Genomic DNA, 25227 nt, shown 5'->3' with positions numbered 1-25227 from the left:
CGTAGCCGACCGGAAAGCCGAAACATGAGCAGTCGCCCAGCCTCTACCGACGCGACGCGCACACGGAGAGCGAACAAGGGTGAGGAGCGCCGCGCAGCGATCCTCGAGGCCGTCGAGTCGCTGCTCGAGGACCACGCGCTCGATGAGATCAGCATCAGCGACATCTCGCGCGCGGCGGGGGTCACCCGGTCGGGCTTCTACTTCTACTTCGACAACAAGGCGAAGGCCGTCGCGGCGCTGTCACGGACCGTCTACGGCGAGATGCAGGAGGGCGCTCGCGCCTATCTCGGCCGGGTGGGCAGCCCGCGGGAGATGATCGCGGGCTTGATCACCGAGGTGATCAGCACCTGGGAGCGCCACCCCAATCTGTATCGGGCACTGCGGGATGCACGAGACTCCGACCCTGCGGTGCGCGAGATGTGGGACGGTGATCGCTCGAGCTTCATCGAGCCGGTGGCGTCGGTGATCGACGCCGAACGGGCGTCGGGACGGGCGGTCGACGGACCCGACAGCCGGGCACTCGCCGTGGTTCTACTCGACATGAACGATCGCGCCGTCGAGAGCCTGTCGCGAGGCGGACCGGGGGCTCTCACCCCCGAGGCCGCCAACGAGGCTCTCGTTGCGGTGTGGCTCAACACAATCTATGGGAGCAAACTGTGACACGTACCGATATGGACATCCCCGTCCAGGGGGAAACCTGCTCGGCCTGGCTCTACCGGGGTGAGGGCGATGCGTTCCGGAACGAGGCCGGTCGCCCGTGCGTCGTGATGGCACACGGATTCGGCGGAACCGTGGACTGCGGGCTCGAGGGCTTCGCCGAGGGCCTCGCCGCGGCAGGACTGGACGTCCTGGCCTTCGACTACCGTGGATTCGGACGCAGCGGCGGTGCGGTCCGTCAGACGATTTCGATCCGCGACCAGCTCGAGGACTATGCGGCCGCGATTGCCGCAGCCCGACGCACCGACGGCGTCGACCCCGATCGCGTTGTCGCATGGGGAGTCTCGCTGTCCGGCGGTCACGTCCTCAGCCTGGGGGCGAGCGACCCCCGGTTGGCGGCGCTCGTCGCACTGACTCCGGCGACGGATGCCCGGGCGGCGTCCGCTGCGTCGATGAAGCAGTACAGCGCCGGACATCTGGCGAAGAGTTCGTGGGCCGCGCTGCGTGACAAGGTCGGAGCCTCGCGCGGAGGCGGCGTCTCCATCCCACTCGCGGGTCGTCCCGGCGAGGTGGCCGCGCTGTCCCTGCCCGGAATCTACGAGGACTACCTGTCGATCGCCGGCCCCAGTTGGCGGAACGAGGTCACCGCGCGGTCCTTCCTCGAGATCGGTTCGTACCGCCCGGTCACGGTTGCCGAGAAGGTGACGGCGCCGCTGCTGGTGCAGATCGGGGACCTCGACCGCAGTGCGCCGCCGCACGCCGCGGCGAAAGCTGCCGAGAAGGCCCGTGCCGAGGTGCGGCACTATCCGTGCGACCACTTCGACGTCTACCCGGGCAAGCAGTGGTTCGACCGCGCACTCGAGCATCAGATCCTGTTCCTGCGCAGGCATCTCGCAGTAGAGCCGGCCGCAGCCGTCGTCGAGGAGGTGCGCGATGCGCGCGTTGCAGCTGGTTGAGCACGGCCGAATCGCGGTCGTCGATACCGACATTCCTGCGATCGGACCCGGCGAAGTGCTGATCGAGGTCGCTGGAGCGGGGTTGTGCCACTCGGACATCCACGTGCGGCACTCGCCGATCTCGATGCTGCCGCCGCCGATGACCCTGGGGCACGAGACCGCCGGCCGCATCGCCGCGCTGGGCGACGGCGTCGAGTCGTTCGCGGTGGGCGACGCCGTCCTCGTATTCCTGGTCTGGAGTTGCGGGACGTGCCGGGCATGCGTGCAGGGCCGGGAGAACTCGTGTGAGCGTGGGACCGGACGTCAGGGTGTGCCGCTGTGCCCCGGACTCGCCGCGCACGGCGGCATGGCCGAGTACATGAAGGTCGATGCCCGGTTCGTCGAGCCGCTCGGCGACCTGGATCCGGTGACAGCGGGGCCGCTCGCCGACGCCGGCCTCACCACCTATCACGCGATCGACGGCGCCCGGGACCGACTCGGGCCGGGCACGACAGCGGTGGTGCTGGGCATCGGCGGGCTGGGGCACACTGCCCTCCAGATCCTCGCGGCGACGACGTCGACCCGGATCGTCGCGGTGGACTCGGCGGAGGACAAGCTCGAACTGGCGACCACGTTGGGCGCCGACCACGCCTTCGCCAGCGACCCATCGTGTGTCGAGAAGATCCTCGAGCTCACCGACGGGATCGGAGTCGACGCGGTCTTCGACTGCGTCGGCGTGCAGGCGACGGTCGACATCGCGACCCAGGTCATCGGCCGGGACGGGGCACTGCGGGTGCTGGGACTCGGTGGTGGACAGTTCGACTGGACAGGATTCGCGCTGCCGTGGGGCGCGAGTGTGCGCACGAGTTACGCCGGCACCCGCGCGGATCAGCGCGCGGTGATCGACCTGGCCCGTCGCGGACTCGTGACCATCGAATCCGAGACGATCCCCCTCGAGGACGCCGTCGCGGCCTTCGACGCGCTCGAGGCGGGGAAGATCAAGGGCCGGGCCATCCTGGTGCCGGGCAAGGGCTGATCCTCGAACGCCGAACGGGAGTCCACGGCACGCTTTCGTTGACGAAGCGTGCCGTGGACTCCCGTTTGCGGGACGACGTCAGTACAGACGGTCCCCGTGCGCCTTGCGGTCGAACTCCGGCATCGGGTCGCCGTCTCGGAGGCGCTGCGAGATAGCGGGATCCGCCATGTGCAGGCGTCCGATCGCGACGAGGTCGAACTCGGCCTCGTTCACGCGGCGCATGAGGTCCGGCAGGGTGTTCGACATCTGCGGCAGGCCGGCGATGACCTGCTCGTTGAGCGCGCTGTCGAGGCCGACGCTGCCGACCGCCATCACGGTGGCGCCGGTCAGCTTCTTCGCCCACCCGGCCAGCGAGAGGTCGCTGCCCTCGAACGCGGGGGCGTAGAAGCGGCGGATGCTCGCGTCGAGGATGTCGACACCTGCATCCACGAGCGCGTTCAGCACCACACCGAGTTCCTCGGGCGTCTCGGCGATCTTGGAGACGAAGTCCTGCTGCTTGTGCTGCGAGAATCGGAAGATGATCGGGTAGTCCTCGCCGATCTCCTTGCGGATCGCCTTGACGACCTCGACGGGGAATCGGGTGCGGCGCTGTAGATCTCCACCCCATTCGTCGTCACGCTGGTTGGTGGGTTCCCACAGGAACGCGTCGAGCAGGTAGCCGTGGCCACCGTGCAGGGCGATGCCGTCGAATCCGACATCGATCGCGTTGCGCGCCGCGGCGGCATACGCCGCGATCACGTCGGCGATGTCCTGCTCGGTCATTGCGGCGGTCACCGGACGCATCTGCTCGACGTACTCGTCGGAGTACATCGTGTTGCCGACCGTGCCCCAGTGTCCGGACGGGCGCATCGGGGTGACGTCACCGACCGGTCCCATCGCGCCGAACAGTGGTCCGACATGCCACAGCTGCGGGACGATCTTGCCGCCCGCGGCATGGACGGCGTCGACGACATTGCGCCAACCCGACAGTGCCTCTTCGCCGTACATGACCGGGACGGTGTCGGCGTCGACAGCAGACGGATGCTCGATCGCGACACCCTCGGTGACGATGAGCCCGGTGCCGCCCTCGGCGCGCCGACGGTAGTACGCGACGACCTCGTCGGTGGGAACGCCACCCGGCGATCCGTGGCGGGTCATGGGCGACATCGCGATTCGGTTCCTCAGCTCGAGGGACCGGACGGTGAGCGGCTCGAAGAGCGCGGACGTGTCGAGGGCTGCGGTGGTCACAGGGCTCCCATGTAGTCGAAGAAGTTGGGGGTGTGGGTTTCGCGCAGGCGGGTGAGCTTGCGGTAGCTGATCAGCCACGTGCCCTCCACCTTGCGGTACTCCTCGTGGTAGTGGCCGTAGCCGTGGAGGTGCTCCTCGGCGTCGCCGTTGGTCCACCACAGCTCGTCCTCCATGGCCCAGATGCCGGTGGCGGTGGTGTCGGAGGTGAGGGTGATCTCGGGCTGATGGCCGTGGTGTGCGGTGGTGACGTGAGTCGAGGAGCCCAGCATGCCGCGGATCGAGTTGGTGAGGTGCTCGCGTCCCGACGCGCGGTTGGCCTGCCCGTTCGCCTTCGGCTGCTTGTCGCCCGGCAGCCCGGCCCACGTCTCGGTGACGACGTCCTCGGTGTGCAGGGGGCCGTAGAGATCCCACTGCTTGGTGTCCATGACGCGCAGGCGCGTAGCGAACACCCGCTTGATCTCCTCGATGGCGAGCAACTGCTCGGCGGCAGTCATCGTCAGTTCACCGGTGGGTGCGGCCATGCGTGGACCTCTTTCGTCGATCTGGTTTCACTCAGTCAACCAAGCAATTGCTTTGGTGATCTGGAGCACAGCATATCTAGCGCGGCGGACGGGTGGTTCCGCGGTAGTCGTAGAAGTCGGGCGACGCGGTTTCGCGCAGGCGGGTGAGCTTGCGGTAGCTGATCAGCCACGTGCCCTCCACCTTGCGGTACTCCTCGTGGTAGTGGCCGTAGCCGTGGAGGTGTTCCTCGGCGTCGCCGTTGGTCCACCACAGCTCGTCCTCCATGGCCCAGATGCCGGTGGCGGTGGTGTCGGAGGTGAGGGTGATCTCGGGCTGGTGACCGTGGTGCACACTCGTCACGAAAACTTTGCCGTCCAGAGTGTTTCGAATCGCGTCGGCGAGCAGGTCGCGTCCGGTGACTCGGTTGCCGGCGCCCCACGACTCACTCACGACGTCCTCGGTGTGCACGGACCCGTAGAGGTCCCACTGTTTGGTGTCCATGATGCGCAGGCGCCGCGCGAACACCTGCTTGATCTCTTCGACGGCGAGCAACTGCTCGGCCGGCGACAGCGTCAGTGACGGCGGCTGGTGGTTCGTGTCAGGCGTGCTCATGATCGACCTCCGGAATCTGGGAGTGATACAGCGGGCTGTTGACCGGCCTGGAGCCTAACCGCGAAACATCCCCGGGGGACCGGCGTTCCCGGCCAGTCGGATCGGAGGACGCCGAGATGTCAGGCTGCCGCGGGTGCCGGTGCGTCGTGCTGTGAATCCGGATGGGAGCAGTGGGTATCGACCGCGAATCCGTCGAGAAAGATGGTCACACAGTCCGCGGCGAGACGATGGGTGGTGTACGCATCGTCGGCGGTGTGCCATCGCGTCGACAGCCACACGCAGTCGCGGATGAAGCGATGGAATACGTCCGCCGGCAAATCGTTTCGGAAGGCACCGCGGCGTTTGCCATCCTCGATCGTGTCGATCCACGCCTGCTGAACCTCGTCCGCGAGCTCACTCGCGCGGGTGCCCGGTGAACGCTTCCGCAGGTGGGGGAGTTCGTCCTGGTAGACGGCCGTCGCATGCGGACGTTCGTGTGCCACGGCGAGGGAGGTGTCGACGATCGCCTGCAGGCGTGAGCGCGGGTCGAGATCGCGTGAATCGATCGCGCGGTACCGGCGTTGCAGTTCTTCGAGGTAGTCGATCACGAGTTCGTCGACGATGGCGAGTTTGGACGGAAAGTGGTGGTAGAGCGCGCCCGACACGACGCCGACACGGTCGGCGATCTCGCGGATCGTCGTCGCGGCCACGCCTTTGCGTGCGAACAGTTCGGCGGCCGCGTCGAGGATCTCGCGGCGTCTCGTCGAGCATTCCGTCATGGTCAGGCCCTCCCAGCAGTGCCAAGCAATCGCTTGGCTGAAACTATAGGGTGGAGGAGCCCTGCGGAAAAGGATTGTTCCGCTCAGCAAAACGCTGCTGAACTGCGTTTATCCGCCATCGACGCGGCCGGAGACGGGTCCGGCCGGTCAACCTAACGGCGTTTGGTTCTCAGGCCAGGATCTTCGCCTCGATGTCGTAGGTGAAGTCGACGGTGAGTTCACGCCGGGCGATCCGCCAGGCCCCGTCGGCACGGAGGTATTCGTCCTGGTAGCGGATCGCCACGACGTAGTCGCGGTGACCGGTCTCGGTCGCGTACACGTGGTGCGCCTCGCCGTAGACCTGGCCGCGGGCGATGTCGGCCGAGCGGTCGACGATCTGCTGGTTGACCACGTGCCGGGTGACGTGGAGATGCGCCACGGCCTCGAGGACGCCCCGGGCGATGTCGGTGTTCCCCGTCAGGATCGCGCTGCGGCCGCGTCGGACCAGGCCGGTGGGTTGCACCAGTTCCGCGTCCGCCGTGAAGAGTGCCATCAGCGCCAACTCGTCACGGCGATCCACCGCGATGGCGTATTGGGCGACGAGATCGGACAGGGCCAGGCGGTCTGCGAGTTCACTGCTCATGAGAAGCATTCTCCCTGCCGACCCGGGGGTCGGCAGGGAAACTTCTCACTGATCGGCAATGTCGCCGTTACGGGGTGACCTGAGCCTCCATCGCGGCCAGGAATCCGTCCCCGTACGGCGGCAGCATCCCCCACTCGCCGCGAGGATCGTGCTCGGGAGCCTCGAAAACCGTACGGGCATGGCTGAATTCGAGGAAGCCCTCGCGGCCGTGGTAGTGGCCCATGCCGGACGCGCCGACGCCTCCGAACGGGGCGTCGTGCATGCCGGGGTGCATCATGATGTCGTTGACCGTCACGCCGCCCGAGCAGGTGCGGGTGAGGACGGCCTGCTGCTCGACGGCGTCGGTTCCGAAGTAGTACAGCGCCAACGGCTTCGGTCTGCTGTTGATGTCGGCGATGACGTCGTCGGTCTGGTCGTACGGCAGCAGGATGATCGCAGGGCCGAAGATCTCTTCCTGCATGATCTTCGAGTCGGCCGGCGGGGAGACCACCAGGCGCAGGGGCCGCTTGCGGTCGCCGTCGACCGGATCGCTCTCGTCCACCGGTGTCGCGACGATGAGCGCTCCACGGTCACGCGCATCGGCGACCAGTGCCTCGACCCGGGAGAGATGCCGGTCGCTCACGACCGCAACGACATCGGGGTTGTCGGTGATCGACGGCAGCAGCGACGCGTACGACTTCTCGAGCGCGCTCACGAACGTGTCGAGCTCCTCGCGGGGCACGTACACGACGTCGGGGGAGACGCAGATCTGGCCGGAATTGGTGGCCTTGGCGATCGCGATCTTGCCGGCCGCGTCGTCGAGGTCGGCGCTGCGACCGACGATGGTCGGCGACTTGCCGCCCAGTTCGAGGGTGACCGGGACGAGGTTCTTGGCGGCGTTGGCCATCACCAACTTGCCGACCTCGGTGCTGCCCGTGAAGACGAGATGATCGAACGGCAGCGACGTGAAGGCGTCGGCCACGTCCGGTCCGCCGGTCACGACAGCGACCTCGGCGGGATCGAACATCTCCGCGACGGCGTCGGCGAGGACCTGCGCGGTCTGCGGCACCACCTCGGACGGCTTGAGGATGACGCGGTTGCCCGCGCCCAGCGCGCACGCCAGTGGGCTCAGCAGCGTGAACAGCGGAGCATTCCACGTTCCGATGACGCCGACCGATCCCTTGGGCTGGTACTGGATGTACGCCTTCGCGCCCAACTGGTCGTACGGCGGGTACGGCGGCCGCTCCTCGTTCTGCATCCAGGCATCGAGCGAGTCCCGGGTGTGCTTGAGCGACGTGATCGATCCGAGGATGTCGTTCATGATCGAGAACGCGACGAGGCGCCCGCCGAAGTCGGCATCGATCGCCTCGGTCAGCGGCTTGTGATAGCGAACCAGCAGGTCGATCATCTTCTGCAGCCGGGCGCGACGCACCTCTGCCGACGGGATCCCCTGTTCGGACGCAGCACGTTTCTGGGCCTCGAGGATCTGGGGGAGGCGGGTGATCGTCGCACTGTCCGTACTCATGGGTAACTCCTGTCGTTGCCGATGTCACGAAGTTAACGACCTGTGTCGGCGGTAACAGCACGACGTCTCGCCCACCGGGAGTGTTCTTCACTGGTCGGCTCAGGAGGGGTCGACCGGGGGAGTTCCATCCCGGTAGGAGGTACCCCGGGCAGGGGAGTCGGGGGACCTCGCTAGTCGGGACTTCCGTCCCCCCGGTGGGACTCGTCGCCGGGGTCGTCGGGTTCATCGAGGGCGGCGCCGCTGCGCGTGACCACGAGGGCCGTGCCCCCCAGTCCGATGAGAACCACCGCGATCGCGACGCTCGGCCAGCCTTCGGTCTGCCAGTAGACGTCGCGCAGCGAGATCAGCAGTGCGGCCTCGTCGACGATCAGGGCGAGTGCGATACCCAGTGCCAGGCCCATCCAGGTGCGGGCCCCGGGGCTGCGATCGACCATCCCGAAGATTGCGACACCCGCAAGGATCAGAATGCCCCAGAGGTAGTGGTGCAGGTGGGTCCCTCCGGCGGAGATGTCGCCGACGTCGCGGGTGTCGATCTGGATCAGCCACGTCACCAGTCGCGCGCCGCCGAACGTGACCGTGAATGCGAGCCACGCCAGGACGATGCCGCGTCGCGTCTCGTCGATCTGCTTCCATCTGCGCGGGAAGCGCACGCGGTTGATCTCGGCGTGCTTCCGGTGGTCGTCGTGGCGAGGTCGTTCCATGTCTTCTGTATTACTCGCGGTCGGCGCTCACCGCAGGGCGCCGAACGGGCGTACACATTCCGCGACAGTTGGAACGTGTTCTAGCTACGATGCGGCATGCGCAAAGCGAAGATGTCGACGCTGTCCCTCCTCGCCGTGGCTGCCGCGGCCGCCGTTGCCGTCGTGACCCCCGCGGCAGCATCGGCCGCGCCGAACCCGTCCGACTCCCCGAACGAAGCGATGGCGCGCGCCTACATCGACGCGCTCGTCAGCCACGATGCGAGTGCCGTGCTGTTCACGCCCGACGCCACCCGCGTCGAGGCCGGACTGCAGACCGGATTCAACGGGCCGCAGTTGGCGAACGACCTCGATCACGGCATCCAGTACCGCGTCATCCAGGGAGTGCGTGATCTGACGATGAGCGAGTCCGGTGACACCGTCCACACCCGATACCTGCTCGACGCGGGTGTGGGGCCGCAGCGGCTGATGACCGTCGAGATCGTCGAGTCGTTCGAACTGGAAAACGGTGCGATCGACCGGATCGTCGCCACCATCTCACCGGTCTCCCTGTCCTGATGCGGCAGTCCGCGTAGCCTCACCGACGGACGACACCGGACAGTGGGAGGAAGCGGCAATGACGGACGGCAACCAGCGGGTCGCAGTGGTCTCGGGTGCGGCGCGGGGCATCGGCGCCGCGATCGCCAAGCGTCTCGCGTCGGACGGTCTCGCCGTCGCTGTCCTCGACCTCGACGAATCCTCGTGCGGTGCCACGGTGTCCGCGATCCGGGACGCGGGTGGCCGCGCGCTTGCCGTGGGCGCGGACGTCTCCGACGAGGCATCCGTCGAGGCCTCGGTCGACCGGATCGCCGGCGAACTGGGCGCCCCGACCGTCGTCGTGAACAACGCCGGCATCACGCGCGACAACCTGCTGTTCAAGATGTCCGTCGACGACTGGGACGCCGTGATGAACGTGCACCTGCGCGGGGCCTTCCTGCTCACGCGGGCCGCGCAGAAGTACATGGTCGAACAGAAGTGGGGGCGGATCGTCAACCTGTCGAGCATCTCGGCGCTCGGCAACCGCGGCCAGGTGAACTACTCGGCCGCGAAGGCGGGCATACAGGGGCTCACCAAGACGCTCGCCCTCGAACTGGGTCCGTTCGGCGTCACCGCGAATGCCATCGCACCCGGATTCATCGCCACCGAGATGACGGCGGCGACAGCCGAACGGCTCGGTGTCTCGTTCGACGACTTCATGGCCGCCGCCGCCGCGGAGACTCCGGTGCGCCGGGTCGGCCTGCCCGAGGACATCGCGCACACCGCGTCGTTCCTGATCAGTGAGGGCGCGGGATTCGTCTCGGGACAGGTGATCTACGTGGCGGGCGGCCCGAAGGACTGAACCTCGAGGGCCAACTGGGTGCGGGACGCGCATCCGGTGGCCGCGAGGATGCGGCTCACATACTTCTTGACGGTGTCCTCGGTGAGTGTGAGTCGACGGGCGATCGCCGCGTTGCTCAGTCCGTCCGCGACCAGTCTCGCGACGTCGCGCTGGCGTTCGGTGAGCGCGGCGAGCAGGTCGCGCCGCGGTGCCGCCTCGAGGTTGCGGGTGAGCGCCGACAGGTGCCGGGCCAGCAGGCGCAGCGTGGCCAGGTCCCGGGCGCCGAGCGCGTTGTCGTCGCAGTCGAAGAGGCCCACGAGCGCCCGCGCCTGGCCGGGCAGGTCCAGGTGCATCGCGTTGACCGAGCGCATGCCCCAGGCGCCCAGATAGTCCCGCACGTAGGCGGCCGACTCGGCGGGCAGGTCCTGCAGATCGTCCAGCGACACGACCCGGGTCTGCTCGAGCCGGCGTCGCGCCTCGGGAGTTGCGAAGACGTCGTGCCGGGCCCACTTCTCCTGGTAGACGGGACGTTTGCGGTCCCATCCGAATCCGCCGACGAGCGTGGCATCGGGATCCGTGAACTGGCTGTCATACGAGTCGCCTACGAAGCACGTCGCCACCTGCACCGGGAAGACATCGGTCATCGCCGCGGCGATCCGGGCGCGGAACTCGGGCACCGTTCGCACGTCCGCGCACCGGTCGAGCACCGCGAACACGCGCCGGTAGTCGGTGGCGCGCAGCGAGACGTCGGACAATTCGGTCACCACCAGCTCGATTCGAAACGGCGTGCGCCGTAGTGGTTCACGGGAACTGTCCACCAAAGTGCACTGCCGGTAGGGCGAAACGAATTCTAGCGTCGGAGACGACTGTGTTTCAGTGATTTCCCGAGGAGTACACGCATGAGCAGGCTACGTTTCGGCGCATTCATCGCACCGCACCACGCGATCGGACAGAATCCCACCGTCGCGCTGCAGCGCGACCTGGAACTCGTCGAGCACCTGGACCGCCTCGACTTCGACGAGGTGTGGATCGGCGAGCACCACTCCGCGGGCAGTGAGATCATCGGCAGCCCCGAGATCTTCATCGCCGCTGCCGCCGAACGGACCAAGCGCATCAAGCTCGGCACCGGCGTGACCTCGCTCAGCTACCACAACCCGCTGTGGGTGGCCGACCGCCTGGTGCTGCTCGACCACCTCACCCGCGGGCGCGTCATGCTCGGCGTCGGACCGGGCTCACTGCCGACCGACTCGGCGATGATCGGCCTCAACCCCACCGAGTGCCGCGAGTTGCTCGACGAGAACCTCGACATCGTCGTGCGTCTGCTGAACGGCGAGTCGGTGACCGCGACCACCAAGACGCACACCCTCGTCGACGCCCAGCTACAGCTGCGTCCCTACTCGCACCCGTGCTTCGACATCGTCGTCGCCGGGGTGGCATCGCCGACCGGCCCGCGGCTGGCCGGCAAGCACGGCCTCGGCCTGCTGTCGATCGGCGCGACCCTCACCCCCGAGGGCTTCGACGCGCTCGGTCATCACTTCGGGATCATGGAGGAGCGCGCCGCCGAGTACGGCACCGCCGTGAATCGCGATCAGTGGCGTCTCGTCTGCCCGATGCACATCGCGGAGACCGAGGAGCAGGCCCAGGAGGACGTCCGCTTCGGGCTCGGCGAGTGGATCGACTACTTCGGAAAGGTCGCGGCGTTCCCGCATTTCGGCTCCGGCGGAGCCGCGATGGAGGACATGATCAAGTACATGAACCACTCCGGCATGGGCATCATCGGCACCCCGGCACAGGCGCGGGAGCTGATCGACAAGCTCGCCGCCCAGTCCGGCGGATTCGGCTCGATGCTCATCATGAACGCCGACTGGGCCAACCCGGCCGCGACGAAGCGCTCGTTCGAGCTGATCGCCCAGCAGGTGGCCCCGCACTTCCAGGGCCAGTCGCAGCCACTGCTCGCCGCCGCCGCCCGCGCCGGCCAGAAGCGCGACGGGTACAACGAGGCTCAGCACGCCGCGATCGCACACATGACGAAGAAGTACGAGGACGAATTGGCGGCCAAGGCATGAGGGCCGCGGTCCTGCACGGCATCGACGACCTGCGCGTCGTCGACGTTCCGGAGCCGGAACTGAAGGACGGATACGTCCTGATCGACGTGGCGTTCAACGGGATCTGCGGATCCGACCTCGGCATGATCCACTCGTTCGGGATCTCCGAGCACCCGCATCCGCTGACCGGCGCGTGCGGACCGCAGATCCTCGGCCACGAGTTCTCCGGAACCGTCCGCGAGGTGGGCGCCGGTGTCGTCGGCGTGGCCGTCGGCGACCGCGTCGCGGTACAGCCGAACTATCACTGTGGCAACTGCATCCGCTGCCGCGACGGGCACCGGCACCTGTGCACGTCGGCCGCGTTCCACGGGATCAACGCCCCGGGCGGCGGTCTCGCCGAGCGCACCGCTGTCCCCGCCGGCAACGTGCACGTGCTGCCGGACGGGGTCTCGCTCGAGCAGGGCGCGGTGGTCGAACCGCTGGCCGTCACGCTGCACGCCGTCGAACTGTCGGGCGTCGAGGCCGGACAGAGCGCACTGATTCTCGGTGCCGGGCCCATCGGTATCGCGACCGCGCTGAACCTGCGCGCCGGTGGCGTGGACCGCATCCTGCTCAGCGAACCGTCCGAGACCAGACGGAACGTCGCGGCCGCACTGGGATTCGACGTGATCGATCCCTCCGTGACGGATCCCGTTGCCGCGGTGCAGGATCGCACCGACGGCGCCGGAGTGGACGTGGTGTTCGAGTGCGCCGGCGTCGGCGTCGCGGTGCAGACGGCGCTCACGGCCGTCCGGTCGCGGGGCGCGGTGGTCCTGCTCGCGACGTACAAGGAGCAGGTGCCGCTGAACACGTACGCGCTGATGTTCGGCGAGATGCGGCTGATGTCGTCGCTCGCATACTCGCGCAAGGAATTCGCCTCCGTCATCGATCGCATGGCGGCGGGCGCCTATCCGCTCGACGGGTGGGTGGAGCGCGTCCCGCTGACGGACGTGCTCGACGGTGTCCAGGCGGCGTCCGACGGTCGTCGTATGAAGGTTCTCGTGGAGGTGTCTCATGTCTGACAACACATTCGACGGTTCGCGCTTCGCCGGGCGGGTCGCGGTCGTCACCGGCGCGGCGTCGGGCATCGGTGCCGCCGTTGCGACCCGGCTGGTCGGCGAGGGTGCGTCCGTCGTCGGCATCGATGTCGCGGCCGAGGCGCTCACCCTGATGGAGAAGGAATTGGGGGAGCGCTTCGTCGGCGCGACCGCCGACGTCACCGTCGAGGATCAGGTCGCCGAAGCTGTCGCCGTCGCGGTCGAGCGGTTCGGTGCCCTCGATCTGGCATTCAACGTGGCCGGTGCGGCACGGGGCGGCAAGATCCTCGACCTCGAGGAGTCCGACTGGGACTTCACCGTCGACCTCGTGCAGAAGGGCGTGTTCCTGTGCACCAAGCACGAGGCGCGGCACATGGTGACGAACGGCCGCGGCGGCGCGATCGTCAACGTCGCGTCCCTCAACGCGCACGTGCCGATGATGGGCGGCAGCCCCTATGTGACGGGTAAGGCGGGCGTCGAGATGTTCGGCAAGAACGCCGCGCTCGAGCTTTCGTCGCACGGCATCCGCGTCAACACCGTGCTGCCCGGTCTCGTCGACACCCCGCTCGTTGCCGGCGTCACCGGCTGGGAACCGCTGCTCAACGGCTTCCTCGAGCGGATCCCGATGGGCCGGCCCGCGACGCCGGACGAGATCGCCGCGCCGTGCCTGTACCTCGCCAGCGACGACGCCACCTACATCACCGGCGCGAGCCTCATGGTCGACGGCGGCTGGGAGATCTCCAACTACCCGGATGTCATGAAGTTGGTCGGCTAGCGCTGTCGGCCTGAGCGCCCACTCTTTCCTCGTGCACGCGGGTTCCCGTCGATCGGGGCGAGGAGTGGGCGCTCAGGCCCGGCAGTTCAGTACAACTCAGTACAACTCAGGGCCACTCAGTGCCACGTGTGGTCGACGATCGGCGTGCGCGGCCCGAACTTGGGCTTGCGGGCCTGCCCGCTGATCTCGAGCAGGCGAATCGCCCGGTAGCGGTGCGGGCGTAGGTCGGCGAGGTACTCGACCATGCCGTCGTCGTCGAGGGGGCGTCCGAGCAGGGACCATCCGACGATCGCGGCGAGGTGGAAGTCGCCGACGGACAGGGCGTCGGCATCGCCGAGCGCGCGCTGGGCCACCTCGGCCGCCGTCCACTCCCCGACGCCGGGGACCGCGCGCAGACGCCGGTACGCCGCGTCGTGATCCATCCCGACGGTCTCCTCGAGGCGGTCTGCGACTCGCGCGCACGTGACGACGGTCTGCGCCCGCCGCGGGTCGACGTTGGCACGGTGGAACTCCCACGACGGGATCCGCCGCCAGGCCTCCGCGCTCGGTGGGACTCGCATGCCGTCGGGTGCGGGCCCCGGTGCCGGCGTGCCGAACCCGGTGACGAGCCGACGCCACGACGCCTGGGCGGCAACGGTGTGCACGCGTTGCTCGAGGATGGCCGGTACGAGTGACTCCATCACCCGTCCGGTCCGCACGATCCGCAGGTTCGGGAAGCGGCGGTGTGCCTCGGCCAGTGTCGGGTGGGCAGGCGCGAAGTCGTCCGAGCGTTCGGCGTCGTCCTCCCCGACGAGGCCGGGCAGGTACGTCTCCAGTTCCGCCGCGCCGGGACCCCATGCCCGGGCGTCGACGACGTTGGGGCCGCGCTGCCGGAGACGGTAGGTGACCGCGCCCGACGGCAGCAGCGACGTACGCCAGACGGTGCCGTCCGGTTCGCGGCGGTGACACGGATCGAAGCGGCCACGGCGCAGCGGCGACAGTGTCGACGCGAGATCCACGGGACGTCGCGTCGACACCTCGAACTGCACTTCGGAGGCCGTATCGGTCATCACCGGCAGCCTATCGCCGCCGCGCCGGGACCTGTCCGGCGCCTGTCGTAGCGGCAACGTATTGTCCGAACCCATGATCATCGTGAGTACCGACGGTTCGTGTCTGAAGAATCCCGGTGGCGCCATCGGGTGGGCGTGGGTCGATCACGAGGGTCCGAGCCGGTCGGGCGGTGCGGTGGCCGGCACCAATCAGATTGCGGAGTTGTGGGCGCTGGTCGAAGCGGTCGTCGCGCATCCCGGCCCCGAACCGCTGCTCATCGAGTCCGACTCGCAGTACGCCATCAAGTGCGCGACCGAATGGCTGCCCGGGTGGAAGCGCAAGGGCTGGAAGACGGCGTCGGGCGGCCCCGTCAAGAACCTCGAACTGGTACAGGACATCGACCGGGCCATCGCCGAACGCACCGGTCCGGTGCGGTTCCGCTGGGTCCGTGGACACGTCGGAAATCACTTCAACGAGGTTGCCGACAAGCTGGCAGGGGAGGCGGCGCGCGCCGTCGCCTCCGATCCGGAGCGGGCCCGCCCGTGGCGCGGACTCGCACCGCAGGTGGCCCCTCCGGCCGCCTCGGCGGCGGCCCCGGCCCCCGTTCGTGGGCCGGAACCTGTGCTCACGCTGTTCTGAGCTAGGCGACGACGTACTGCGGCCGCCCGGCGTCCATCCACTCGTGGAAGCGGGCGCCGATCCGCTCCGCGATCACGTCGTACGTCTCCCAGCTGTCCTCGACCCGGTAGATCTCGTCCGCGGTCGTGTCGAACGCGTCGACGTAGTCGTCGAGGTAGCGGGAGTCCTCGTTCTGGCCGGCGTAGTACGCGACGGCGAAGGCGTTGCCGTCGGCGGTGAGATCGTCGCTGACGAACTTCTCGTCGAGCACCGTCATCAGGAACGCGCCGGGCGTGATCTCGCGTGAGTCGAGCGGCTCGAGCTCGTCCTCCACGCTCTCCCCGGCGAAGCCGGTCAGCAGGCACCAGGTGGCGAACATGCCGATGTGGGTGGCGCCGGCCTCGTTCGGCAGGTCGTCGGGAAAGTCGCCGCCGTAGTGCCAGTCGGCGTCGTCGTACGTCGTCAAGAGTTCAAGTCCTTCGGGGTCGGTTTGGGCTGCGATGCCGCCCAGACGAGCTGGTCGCCGCAACTCCTCGTGCGGAGGTGTTGCGGCGACCAGGAGATCACGTCGAGCGAAGGCCTACGTCAGCGAGCCCTCGTGGACCTCGCGGACGAACTCGGGCAGCGGGTCACCGGCGCGCAGCGTCGAGGCCAGCGCGGGGTCGGCCAGGTGCAGGCGGCCGATCGCGATGAGATCGAATTCGCCGCCACCGATGCGCTTCTCGAGCTCGGGGATGTTGTCGACGACGGGAGTGGAGCCCTCGACCCGGCTGTCGCGCAGCGACTTTCCGAGACCGACGCTGCCGACCGCCATCGTGAACGCGCCCGTCACCTCCTTGGCCCAGCCGGCCAGCGACACGTCGCTGCCCTCGAACGCGGGGATGTCGAAGCGGCGGATGCTGGCGTCGAAGACGTCGACACCGGCGTCGGCGAGCGCGCCCAGGATCGTCTTCAGCTCGTCCGGGGTCTCGGCGATGCGGGCGGTGTAGTTCTGCTGCTTGTGCTGCGAGAACCGGAAGAAGATCGGGAAATCCTCGCCGATCTCGGCGCGGATCGCCTTGACGACGGCGACGGGGAAGCGGGTGCGACGCTCGAGGTCACCACCCCACTCGTCGTCACGCTTATTGGTGCCTGCCCACAGGAACGAGTCGAGCAGGTAGCCGTGGCCGCCGTGCAGGGCGATGCCGTCGAAGCCGACGTCGACCGCGTTGCGGGCCGCGCGCACGAACGCCGAGATGACGTCCTGGATGTCCTGCTCGGTCATCGCCTCGGTGGCCTGCTGGACCCACGAGGTGTACGACTCCGGGTACGACGTGACGCCGAGCGGGCCCCACTCGCCGGACGGGCGCATCGGCTTGAGGTCGGGGTCGACCTTGCCCATTGCGCCCCACAGCGGGCCCACGTGCCACAGCTGCGGAATGATCTTGCCGCCGGCCGCGTGCACGCCCTCGACGACCTTGCGCCAGCCCGCGAGGGCCTCGTCACCGAACAGGCGGGGGACGCGCGAGTTGTCCACCGCGGTCGGGTGGTCGATGGCAACGCCCTCGGTGACGATCAGGCCCGTGCCGCCCTCGGCGCGGCGGCGGTAGTACCCGGCCACGTCGTCGCCCGGCACACCGTCGATCGAGTACGACCGCGTCATCGGCGACATGACGATGCGGTTGGCCAACTCGAGCGAGCGCACCTTCAGCGGCTGGAACAGGGGAGATGAAGAGGTCATATCGTCGGCGCCTTTTCGGGATCGTCGTAAACCAAGCAATTGCTAGGTAGCGTTTCAGGCAGTTTCCGGAACCGTCAAACCGGGGTCTCACTCAGCGCAAACGTGCCGGGACTAGGGTCGGCTCGTGTGCTCGGGGCCACTCGGGCCACCCGAATCGAGAGGGGCATGTCCGTGTGTGAATCGGTGGTGGGGACGGAGCTCGACCGGGAGTCCGAGGCGGCCGGTGTGGTCGCCTTCCGTGAGGCGTTGGGACTGTCCACGCTGATCGACGTGCACACCCACTTCATGCCCAAGAACGTGATGGACAAGGTGTGGGCGTACTTCGACTCGGCAGGCCCGCTCACGGGCCGGGAATGGCCGATCCGTTATCGGATGGAGGAGGACGCGCGAGTCGCGCACCTGCGGGCGTTCGGGGTCGGCCGATTCACGTCGATGCTTTATCCGCACAAGCCGGACATGGCGGCCTGGCTCAACCAGTGGGCGGCAGACTTCGCGGCGCGCACCCCGGACTGCCTGCACACGGCCACCTTCTATCCGGAGCCGTCGGCTCCGCAGTACGTCGCGTCGGCGCTCGACGCCGGTGTCCGGGTGTTCAAGTCCCACATCCAGGTGGGCGACTACGCCCCCGACGATCCGCTTCTCGACCCGGTGTGGGGACTGCTCGAGGACAGCGGCACCCCGATCGTCATCCACTGCGGTTCCGGACCCGCGCCGGGCAGGTACACCGGCCCGGACCGCATCGCGACCCTGCTCGCGCGGCACCCGCGGCTCGCGCTGATCGTCGCGCACATGGGTATGCCCGAGTACGTCGAGTTCCTCGACCTCGCGGACCGGTACCCACTGGTCCAACTGGACACGACGATGGCGTTCACCGACTTCACGGAAGCGCAGATCCCGTTCCCGCGCCACGAGATTCCGCGCCTGCGCGACCTCGGAGACCGCATCCTGTTCGGCAGCGACTACCCCAACATCCCGTATTCGTATCTCGATGCGCTCGAGGCACTCACGCGTTTCGATCTGGGTGACGACTGGGTGCGCGGCGTGGTCCACGAGAACGCGGTGCGCCTGTTCGGGATCTGACGGCGGTCACGACGGCGTTTCCGGCTGCATGATGCTGAACACCGCGCCCTGCGGGTCGGCGAGCACGGCCATCCTGCCTACCGTCGCCATGTCGAACGGATCAGCCATCAGCGCCCCGCCCTCCGCCGCAGCTTTGGCGACGGTCGCGTCGGCGTCCTCGGTGCAGAAGTACACGTGCCAGTGATTGGGGACGTCGGGGCGCGGTGGGGCGATGCACCCGCCCACTCCGTCCCCGCCGACCTGCAGCACGGTGTACTCGCCGTCGGGCATCGGCATGACGGCGCTGCCCAGGCCCACCACGGCCGAGTAGAAGGCGAGCGACGATGACGCATCGTCGGTGATCAGTTCGTTCCAGATCAGCGCACCCGGTTCGTTCACCAGCGTCGCGCCGACGTGCGAGCGCGCCTGCCACAGCCCGACCTGGGCACCCGAGGGGTCGGCCACGAACGCCATCCGCCCGGCATCCCCGACATCGAACGCCGGGAGGACCAGCTGCCCGCCCGCCGACTCGACCTTGCCTGCCGACGCGTCGGCGTCGTCCACCGACAGGAAGGTGTTCCACGTGGGGGGTGTGTCTGCGGGCGGGGCGCCCGCAGGTAGTGGCGCTATGGCCGCGACTTGCTCGCCGCGCAGTGTCGCAACGGAATACACCACGTCGTCGAGCATCGGCCGGTCGTCGTACGACCAACCGAACAGTGCGGTGTAGAAGGCTTTCGCCTCGGCCTGATCCGAGGTCTGCAGATCCACCCAACTGGGTGTGCCCTCGGCGTAGTTCGAACGTGTAGACATCGCGATGTCCTCTCATCCGTTTCGACGCGTTCACGACGTGGTCGAGTGGGATCGTTCGAGAAAAGGCTATCGCAGACAGCGACCTGCCCGCGTCCCCGGCGAGGCTGCGCGGGGACACGGGCAGGGGCGCTCACTGGAGGTCGGTCGAGATGATCTTCTCCATGTTGCGCTCCGCCAGCGCGGTGATCGTGACGAACGGGTTGACGCCGACGTTGCCGGGCACGAGCGAGCCGTCCACGACGTACAGGCCGGGGTACTCGGGCAGACGCCCGAAGTTGTCGGTCGCCTTGTTCAGCAGCGCGCCGCCCAGCGGGTGGTACGTGAAGTCGTCGCCCCACGTCTTGTACGTCCCGAACAGGTCGGTCCGGTAGATCGTGCCTTCCTTCTTGTTGATCTTGTCGAAGACCTTCTTGGCCATGTCGATGCCGACCTGGTTCTGCGACACCGTCCACGACAGATCGACCTTGCCGGTGCCCGAATTGAACTGGAACCGAGCACGGTTCGGATTCTTCGTGATCGCCAGGTACAGGCTGATGTACGTCTCGAGGCCCGCGGGGAGCGGAGCGATCTCGGCGAAGATGGGCGCATTGGGATCGGCCCAGTTGTCGATGCCCATCGTCGGGATCGTCGCTTGCTTGGAGCCTGTCGCGTCCCACATGTGGTTGGCGCGGCCGACCATCACGTTGCCGTTGTTGCCCCAGCCCTCACCGATCTGCGACGACAGGTTGGGCAGGTGGCCCTGCGCCTTCATCGAGACCAGCAGCTTGCTGGTGCCGACGCTGCCGGCTGCGAAGAACACGCGGTCCGCGGTCACGACCTTGGTCGCGATCTTGTTGCCCTGCTCGTCGATCTGGTCCATCGTGACGCTGTAGCCGCCGCCGGACGCCGGAGCGACCTTGGTGACCTGGTGCAGCGTCGTGATGGTGAGCTTGCCGGTAGCCGCGGCCTGCGCCAGGTAGGTCTTGTCGAGCGACTTCTTGCCCGCGTTGTTGCCGTAGATGACCTCGCCGCCGAGACCCGACTTGGTGACCTGTCCCGCGGCTTCCTTCTTCATGTACTCGAAGTCGTAGACGTTCGGCACGAAGACGGTGTCGAAGCCGGACCGCTGGGCCGTCTTGCGGCCGGTGCGGGCGAACTTGTACCACTCGGTGGACTCGAACCAGGCCTGGTCGATGTTGTTGACGCCCAGGCCGGTGTTCGCGCGCGGGAAGAACTTGGTGTACATCTCGTTCGCATCGACCGAGGGCAGGATCTCCTCGAAGTAGTTGCGCTTCGGGGTGACCGCCATGCCACCGTTGACGAGCGAACCGCCGCCGACGCCGCGACCCTGGTACACCCGGATGCCGGAGAACCGCTCGGAATCCAGCACACCGGTGTACTTGTCGATGTCCTTGTTGATGCCGATACCGATGAACTTGCTGACCGGCTGATCCGTCTTGTTGGACAGCCACGTCGAGCGCTTGTCGGGATTGAGCATCCCGCAGAAGATCTTGCCGTCGGGGCCGGGAGTGTCCCAGCTGCGGCCCATCTCGACGATGTGGGTCTGAATCCCCGCCTGGGTGAGGCGCAGTGCGGCGACCGCGCCGCCGTAGCCGCTGCCGATGACGAGTGCCGGGAGACGGTCGCCGTCGGCGACTGCTCGACGGGGGGAGGCGGAGGCGGACGTGGACATCGACGAGAGCAGCAGGGCTCCCGCGGTCACACCCGTCCCGGCAATGAATCGTCGGCGTGAGACGGACGCAACCCCCCGAGTCGCGTCGCTTCTGTTCGCCCGGCTATCGGTCATGGAACTCCTCTGTCGGCGGTTTGGTAGGTGGCCCGCTTCACAGTGGGCTGCCAGGCTTTATACCGCCGACAGAGGAGGTTACGAGGCAGTACCGGAAAATTGGTACACCTCGGACAGAATCAGCGCAGCTTGACGCTGCCACCGTCCGCCATGACGGTCTGACCCGTCATGTACTTCGAGTCGTCGCTCGCCAGGAACAGTGCGATCGGCGCGATATCGGTCTCGGGATCGCCGATCCGCTGCAGCGGAACCTTCGCGATCGACGCTGCGGCGCGCTCCGGAAACGCCTTCTGCCATGCCACGACGCCCTCGGTCGCAGCGAAGGGGCACAGCACATTCACCCGGATCTGGTCCGCGGCCCACTCGTTGGCGGCCACCCGGCTGATGCCACGAATCGCTTCCTTGGCCGCCGCGTACGAACCCTGGGTCGGCATTCCCTCGAGGCCCGAGCTGGACCCGAAGTTGATGATCGAGCCCTGAGATTCCTTGAGCTGCGGGTGGCAGGCCAGCATCAGGTGCAGCGTCGGGTAGAACCCGGTGCCGAACGAGATGTCGAACATCTCCTGCGTCTGCTCGAGGAGCGGCGCCTGGCGGGACGCGTGAGCGTTGTTCACCAGGATGTCGATCCGACCGAACGCCGCGACCGCGGCGTCGCGGATCGCGGTGGCCGAATCCGCCTGCGAGATGTCGACGTTGAGGAACTTCGCCTCACCGCCGGCCTCCGCGATCTCCTTCTCGAGCGCGAAGCCGTTGTCGTCGCTGATGTCGACGAACAGCACCTTGGCGCCCTCGCGGGAGAACACTCGTGTGATCGCGCGCCCGATGCCGCCGGCACCGCCGGTGACGATCGCAACCTTGCCCTGAAGCCTCATCTCGAACCCCCGGTCCCGATCAGACGCCGGCAGGCGCGTCGGTGGCCAGGGCGATCTTCTCGAGACCCGCGACGCTGTAGGCGGCGTAGGTCTCGTACGGGCCACGGCCCGAGAAGTACGGCGTCATCTGGCCAGCGAGCTCCTCGATGGAGAACTCGGAACCGGCTGCGTCGAAACGATTCTCGACCTTCGGTGCGGCCATGAGCGCGACCATCTTGCCGTACACGACGAACACCTGGCCGTTGATCTCGTCCGACGCGGGCGACGCGAGGTAGCGGACCAGCGTGCCGACGCGCTCGGGTGCCAGCGGGTCGAGGCCCTGGGCGCCGGTGGTGTTCTCGGTGCCGAACGCGTCTGCCGTCATGGCGGTCCGGGCGCGGGGGCAGATCGCGTTGGCGCGCACGCCGTAGCGGGACAGGCCGGCCGCGGTCGACAGCGTCAGCGCGGTGATGCCGGCCTTGGCTGCCGAGTAGTTGGGCTGTCCGGCCGAGCCGAACAGGAAGGCCTCGGACGACGTGTTGATCACGCGACCGAAGATCGGTCCGCCCGCGTCCTTGCTCGCCTGGCGCCAGTGCACGGCAGCGGCGTGCGACGTCGCGGCGTGGCCCTTGAGGTGCACGCGGATGACGTCGTCCCAGTCCGACTCGGACAGGTTGAAGATCATCTTGTCGCGCAGGATGCCCGCGTTGTTGACGAGGATGTCCATCGAACCGAAGTTCGCGACGGCCTCCTCGATCATGCGTCCGCCGAGCGACCAGTCGGAGACGTCGCCGGTGATGGCGAGCGCCTGTCCGCCGGCGGCCTTGATCTCGTCGACGACGTCGTGGGCCGCGGAGCCCATGTCGTTGACGACAACCGCGGCGCCGGCCTCGGCCAGCGCGAGCGCCTCGGAGCGGCCGAGGCCGGCTCCGGCGCCGGTGACGATGGCCGTACGACCGGCCAAGCTCAGGGATTCGTCCATGTCAGGCTCCTAACCTTCAGTGCAATGACCACCAAACTAGTATTCATTCTAGTTCTGGCACAAGGGTCCGCGATGTATTCGTCGCCGACTGTATCTGCCCATCGTGCAGCAGGTTCCCTGGTCTCGCCGGAAGAACCGCCAATGATCTCCGCAGCTATTGATCGATTTATCGAAATATGTTCTACTCGCAGGTGCTGTGACCCCTGGCACACGGGGGCATGTTATGTGGTAGAACGCACTCTGCTGTGTGCGATTCTCTCGAAGGGCTGGCCATGTCTCTCAACCTCGCGGATCTGACCGAAGCTGTGATCGATGCGGTGCCGGACAAGGTCGCGCTCGTGTGCGGATCCGAATCGCGGACGTTCGCCGAGTTCGATGCCGCCGCGAACCGTATCGCCCACCACCTCGCGGCGGAAGGTGTGCAGCCGGGTGACCATGTCGGTCTGCACGCGCGCAACAGTCTCGAGTTCGTCGAGTCGCTGCTGGGTTGCCTGAAGGTCCGCGCCGTCCCGGTCAACGTCAACTTCCGCTACGTCGACGCCGAACTCACCTACCTCTACAACGACGCCAAGCTGGCCACGGTGATCGCGGACGGCGAGTTCAGCGACGTCATCGCCGACGTACTGCCCAAGTGCCCCGGCCTGAAGCGCATCGTGCTCATCGGCGAGCCGGCCGGTCCGGCGCTGTCGGAAGCCGCGGCTGCCGCCGATGTTTCGCTCGTCGACTACCACAAGGCCTCCGCCGAGCAGCCCTCCGCGCGGGACTTCCCGGAGCGCAGTGGTGACGACTTGTACGTCATCTACACCGGTGGCACCACGGGCATGCCCAAGGGCGTGATGTGGCGGCACGAGGACTTCTACCACGCCGCCCTCGCCGGCGGCGCCATCATGGGCGGCGACCCCATCCTCTCGCCCGCCGAGCTCGGTGCCGCCGCGGCCGCGAACCAGTTCGCGATGACCTACCTGGTCACCGCGCCGCTGATGCACGGCGCCGCGTCGTACTCGCTCTTCACCTGCATGTTCATGGGCTCCAAGCAGGTCCTCATGCCCAAGTACGACGCGGTCGAGGCGCTCGAGCTGGTCGACCAGCACAAGATCAACACCGTCATGGTGGTCGGAGACGCCATCGCCCGTCCGCTCGCCGACGCGATCGAGGCACACGGTGAGCGGTTCGACCTGAGCTCGCTGTGGATCATCGGTTCCGGCGGCGCGCTGTGGTCCGCGAGTGTCCGCGGGAAGCTCAACAAGCTGATGCCGAACGTCTACCTGCGCGACGCGTTCGGTTCGTCGGAGTCCGGCAACGACGGCGAACTCAAGAAGGACGAGGACGGCCTGCTGCGGATGCCGCCGTCGCCCAAGGCCCGCGTGGTCGACACCGACTTCTCCACCATCGAGCCCGGCTCGGACAACGTCGGCTACCTCGCCCGCGCCGGACACGTGCCGCTCGGCTACTACGGCGACCCCGAGAAGACCGCCGCAACGTTCCCGGTCGTCGACGGCGTGCGACTGTCCGTGCTCGGCGACCTCGCACGCGTCGAGGCGGACGGCACCATCATCGTGCTCGGCCGCGGCTCGTCGTGCATCAACACCGGCGGCGAGAAGGTGTACGCCGAGGAGGTCGAGGAGGCTCTCAAGGGCCATCCCGACGTGCTCGACGCGCTCGTCGCCGGGATCCCGGATCCCATGTACGGCCAGCGGGTGTCGGCCGTCATCTCGGCCCGTGAGGGCATCGACGATCTCGACGAGGACGAGGTGATCGCGCACTGCCGGACCCAGATCGCCGGCTACAAGGTGCCGCGCACCCTCGTCGTGGTCCCCGAGGTCGTCCGGTCGCCGGCGGGCAAGGCCGACTACCGTTGGGCGAAGGCGACTCTCGAAGCCGCGAGCGAATAGTTCCGACGTCGGAGGCCCGGGCCGCGCCAGTGCGCGGCCCGGGCCTCTTCGCGTTCTGGAACGATCTTCCCGGTTGTCCGGTTTCAGACGAGAATACGTTCTACTCTTCTGCCTCATCGCGCGAAACGGCCCGCCTTCCCCTGGGGTGGGAAGCGGGCCGTTCGTCGTCGTGCGAGCCGATCAGCTGCCGGCGCGACCGAGCAGTTCGGGTGCCTCGGGGTTGCCGTCGAGGACACGCGACGTGCGGCGCTTGATCTGCCACTTACCCTCGATCTTGGCGAGATCGAAGCGGTTCGCGGTGACGCGCCAGACGCGGAACGAATCCTCGTTCGGGTTGCGCAGCAGCAACTGTGAGTGACACGTGGCGATCGCAGTGTCGCCGTCGACCACGATGTTGATCGGATCGAGAAGGTGGCCGCAGCCGTTCTTGATGTAGTCCTGGTGCGGGCTGGTACGGACCATCTCCATGATCTCCGCGCGGCCGTTCATGTTGCGGATGTCGATGTCGTACACCGCATCCTCGGCCCACAGGGCGCCCACCTTGTCGGCGTTGCCGGCGTCGACGGCCGGACCGTACGCGGTGATGAGCTCCTGGATCGCGAGCTTGTCCTCGAGCAGTTCGACTCGCTCGAGAAGCGACTGGACGAGCGCGGCAGTATCGGTCATCGGATCTCCTT

At 67.7% G+C, this 25227-nt stretch carries 27 protein-coding genes; 11 read left to right on the top strand and 16 right to left on the bottom strand.

Annotated elements, in window-relative coordinates:
- Window positions 1–24: 24 nt before the first annotated feature.
- From C8K36_RS18435 to C8K36_RS18425, 3 genes are read left to right on the top strand one after another with little or no spacing between them, the layout of a single operon-like run.
- Window positions 25–660, top strand: a complete 636-nt coding sequence (locus tag C8K36_RS18435; RefSeq protein WP_107985969.1) for a TetR/AcrR family transcriptional regulator — start codon at window positions 25–27, stop codon at window positions 658–660.
- An 11-nt stretch (window positions 661–671) separates the two neighbouring features.
- Window positions 672–1613 (top strand): alpha/beta hydrolase, encoded by a 942-nt coding sequence (locus C8K36_RS18430; RefSeq protein WP_107985968.1) that lies wholly within the window; start codon window positions 672–674, stop codon window positions 1611–1613.
- A complete protein-coding gene (locus tag C8K36_RS18425) occupies window positions 1591–2628 on the top strand; it encodes an NAD(P)-dependent alcohol dehydrogenase (RefSeq protein WP_107985967.1) in 1038 nt (345 codons plus the stop codon). Before C8K36_RS18430 ends, C8K36_RS18425 begins: the two co-directional genes overlap by 23 nt.
- Window positions 2629–2706: 78 nt before the next feature.
- Here C8K36_RS18425 and C8K36_RS18420 read toward each other — a convergent pair whose 3' ends face one another.
- The 7 genes from C8K36_RS18420 to C8K36_RS18390 form a co-directional block, all read right to left on the bottom strand.
- The gene (locus C8K36_RS18420) at window positions 2707–3855 is read right to left on the bottom strand and encodes a 12-oxophytodienoate reductase (protein ID WP_107985966.1); all 1149 of its coding nucleotides are present in this window, start codon (window positions 3853–3855) and stop codon (window positions 2707–2709) included.
- Complete coding sequence (locus tag C8K36_RS18415) at window positions 3852–4376, bottom strand: nuclear transport factor 2 family protein (protein WP_107985965.1); 525 nt, start codon at window positions 4374–4376, stop codon at window positions 3852–3854. The genes C8K36_RS18420 and C8K36_RS18415 overlap by 4 nt, the downstream gene beginning before the upstream one ends.
- A gap of 76 nt (window positions 4377–4452) precedes the next feature.
- Window positions 4453–4968 carry a nuclear transport factor 2 family protein gene (locus C8K36_RS18410; RefSeq protein ID WP_107985964.1) on the bottom strand — a complete coding sequence of 172 codons (516 nt, stop codon included), beginning with the start codon at window positions 4966–4968 and terminating at the stop codon, window positions 4453–4455.
- A 119-nt stretch (window positions 4969–5087) separates the two neighbouring features.
- Window positions 5088–5726, bottom strand: a complete 639-nt coding sequence (locus C8K36_RS18405) for a TetR/AcrR family transcriptional regulator (protein ID WP_107985963.1) — start codon at window positions 5724–5726, stop codon at window positions 5088–5090.
- A 169-nt stretch (window positions 5727–5895) separates the two neighbouring features.
- On the bottom strand, window positions 5896–6348 hold the full coding sequence (locus C8K36_RS18400) for a nuclear transport factor 2 family protein (protein ID WP_107985962.1): 453 nt from the start codon (window positions 6346–6348) through the stop codon (window positions 5896–5898).
- Window positions 6349–6415: 67 nt separating this feature from the next.
- Complete coding sequence (locus C8K36_RS18395) at window positions 6416–7852, bottom strand: coniferyl aldehyde dehydrogenase (protein WP_107985961.1); 1437 nt, start codon at window positions 7850–7852, stop codon at window positions 6416–6418.
- Between the two features lie 170 nt (window positions 7853–8022).
- Complete coding sequence (locus C8K36_RS18390) at window positions 8023–8553, bottom strand: hypothetical protein (RefSeq protein WP_107985960.1); 531 nt, start codon at window positions 8551–8553, stop codon at window positions 8023–8025.
- 96 nt (window positions 8554–8649) lie between these two features.
- Between C8K36_RS18390 and C8K36_RS18385 the strand changes: the two genes are divergently transcribed.
- Together C8K36_RS18385 and fabG are read left to right on the top strand one after the other, a co-directional pair.
- Window positions 8650–9108, top strand: coding sequence for a hypothetical protein (locus tag C8K36_RS18385; protein ID WP_107985959.1), 459 nt, complete (start codon window positions 8650–8652; stop codon window positions 9106–9108).
- A 58-nt stretch (window positions 9109–9166) separates the two neighbouring features.
- Window positions 9167–9928 (top strand): 3-oxoacyl-ACP reductase FabG, encoded by a 762-nt coding sequence (fabG, locus tag C8K36_RS18380; RefSeq protein ID WP_107985958.1) that lies wholly within the window; start codon window positions 9167–9169, stop codon window positions 9926–9928.
- Here fabG and C8K36_RS18375 read toward each other — a convergent pair.
- Window positions 9901–10674, bottom strand: a complete 774-nt coding sequence (locus C8K36_RS18375; protein WP_181319627.1) for a LuxR C-terminal-related transcriptional regulator — start codon at window positions 10672–10674, stop codon at window positions 9901–9903. The genes fabG and C8K36_RS18375 overlap by 28 nt on opposite strands.
- 132 nt (window positions 10675–10806) lie before the next feature.
- Here C8K36_RS18375 and C8K36_RS18370 point away from each other — a divergent pair, with 132 nt between their 5' ends.
- The 3 genes from C8K36_RS18370 to C8K36_RS18360 are packed head-to-tail and all read left to right on the top strand — an operon-like array spanning window position 10807 to window position 13803.
- Entirely contained in the window at window positions 10807–11973 is a 1167-nt protein-coding gene (locus C8K36_RS18370; protein WP_107985957.1) for an LLM class flavin-dependent oxidoreductase, read from the top strand.
- Window positions 11970–13013, top strand: a complete 1044-nt coding sequence (locus C8K36_RS18365) for an alcohol dehydrogenase catalytic domain-containing protein (RefSeq protein WP_107985956.1) — start codon at window positions 11970–11972, stop codon at window positions 13011–13013. Before C8K36_RS18370 ends, C8K36_RS18365 begins: the two co-directional genes overlap by 4 nt.
- Window positions 13006–13803 (top strand): SDR family NAD(P)-dependent oxidoreductase, encoded by a 798-nt coding sequence (locus tag C8K36_RS18360; protein WP_107985955.1) that lies wholly within the window; start codon window positions 13006–13008, stop codon window positions 13801–13803. Before C8K36_RS18365 ends, C8K36_RS18360 begins: the two co-directional genes overlap by 8 nt.
- 116 nt (window positions 13804–13919) lie before the next feature.
- Here C8K36_RS18360 and C8K36_RS18355 read toward each other — a convergent pair whose 3' ends face one another.
- Window positions 13920–14852: a DNA-3-methyladenine glycosylase family protein gene (locus tag C8K36_RS18355; protein ID WP_107985954.1), complete on the bottom strand. Its 933-nt coding sequence runs from the start codon at window positions 14850–14852 to the stop codon at window positions 13920–13922.
- 73 nt (window positions 14853–14925) lie between these two features.
- Between C8K36_RS18355 and C8K36_RS18350 the strand changes: the two genes are divergently transcribed.
- Window positions 14926–15471: a ribonuclease H family protein gene (locus C8K36_RS18350; protein WP_107985953.1), complete on the top strand. Its 546-nt coding sequence runs from the start codon at window positions 14926–14928 to the stop codon at window positions 15469–15471.
- 1 nt (window position 15472) lies between these two features.
- Here C8K36_RS18350 and C8K36_RS18345 read toward each other — a convergent pair whose 3' ends face one another.
- Both C8K36_RS18345 and C8K36_RS18340 read right to left on the bottom strand, forming a co-directional pair.
- Window positions 15473–15916, bottom strand: coding sequence for a hypothetical protein (locus C8K36_RS18345; RefSeq protein WP_107985952.1), 444 nt, complete (start codon window positions 15914–15916; stop codon window positions 15473–15475).
- A gap of 114 nt (window positions 15917–16030) precedes the next feature.
- Window positions 16031–17170 (bottom strand): NADH:flavin oxidoreductase, encoded by a 1140-nt coding sequence (locus C8K36_RS18340; protein ID WP_107985951.1) that lies wholly within the window; start codon window positions 17168–17170, stop codon window positions 16031–16033.
- A 165-nt stretch (window positions 17171–17335) separates the two neighbouring features.
- Between C8K36_RS18340 and C8K36_RS18335 the strand changes: the two genes are divergently transcribed.
- Window positions 17336–18250: an amidohydrolase family protein gene (locus C8K36_RS18335; RefSeq protein ID WP_107985950.1), complete on the top strand. Its 915-nt coding sequence runs from the start codon at window positions 17336–17338 to the stop codon at window positions 18248–18250.
- A gap of 6 nt (window positions 18251–18256) precedes the next feature.
- Here C8K36_RS18335 and C8K36_RS18330 read toward each other — a convergent pair whose 3' ends face one another.
- The 4 genes from C8K36_RS18330 to C8K36_RS18315 all read right to left on the bottom strand — a co-directional run bounded on the left by C8K36_RS18330 (window position 18257) and on the right by C8K36_RS18315 (window position 22658).
- Window positions 18257–19039 (bottom strand): VOC family protein, encoded by a 783-nt coding sequence (locus C8K36_RS18330; protein WP_107985949.1) that lies wholly within the window; start codon window positions 19037–19039, stop codon window positions 18257–18259.
- A 130-nt stretch (window positions 19040–19169) separates the two neighbouring features.
- Window positions 19170–20825 carry a GMC family oxidoreductase N-terminal domain-containing protein gene (locus C8K36_RS18325; protein ID WP_107985948.1) on the bottom strand — a complete coding sequence of 552 codons (1656 nt, stop codon included), beginning with the start codon at window positions 20823–20825 and terminating at the stop codon, window positions 19170–19172.
- Between the two features lie 119 nt (window positions 20826–20944).
- Window positions 20945–21697 (bottom strand): SDR family NAD(P)-dependent oxidoreductase, encoded by a 753-nt coding sequence (locus C8K36_RS18320; protein WP_107985947.1) that lies wholly within the window; start codon window positions 21695–21697, stop codon window positions 20945–20947.
- A 19-nt stretch (window positions 21698–21716) separates the two neighbouring features.
- On the bottom strand, window positions 21717–22658 hold the full coding sequence (locus C8K36_RS18315; protein ID WP_107985946.1) for a 3-oxoacyl-ACP reductase: 942 nt from the start codon (window positions 22656–22658) through the stop codon (window positions 21717–21719).
- A 272-nt stretch (window positions 22659–22930) separates the two neighbouring features.
- On the opposite strand from C8K36_RS18315, the gene C8K36_RS18310 reads away from it, so the two are divergent.
- Entirely contained in the window at window positions 22931–24550 is a 1620-nt protein-coding gene (locus tag C8K36_RS18310) for an acyl-CoA synthetase (RefSeq protein WP_107985945.1), read from the top strand.
- Between the two features lie 180 nt (window positions 24551–24730).
- Here C8K36_RS18310 and C8K36_RS18305 read toward each other — a convergent pair whose 3' ends face one another.
- Window positions 24731–25216 (bottom strand): nuclear transport factor 2 family protein, encoded by a 486-nt coding sequence (locus tag C8K36_RS18305; protein WP_107985944.1) that lies wholly within the window; start codon window positions 25214–25216, stop codon window positions 24731–24733.
- Window positions 25217–25227: the final 11 nt, after the last annotated feature.

This window comes from Rhodococcus sp. OK519, assembly GCF_003051005.1.
Lineage (GTDB): Bacteria > Actinomycetota > Actinomycetes > Mycobacteriales > Mycobacteriaceae > Prescottella.
This window is presented reverse-complemented; position numbering and strand designations above follow the sequence as displayed.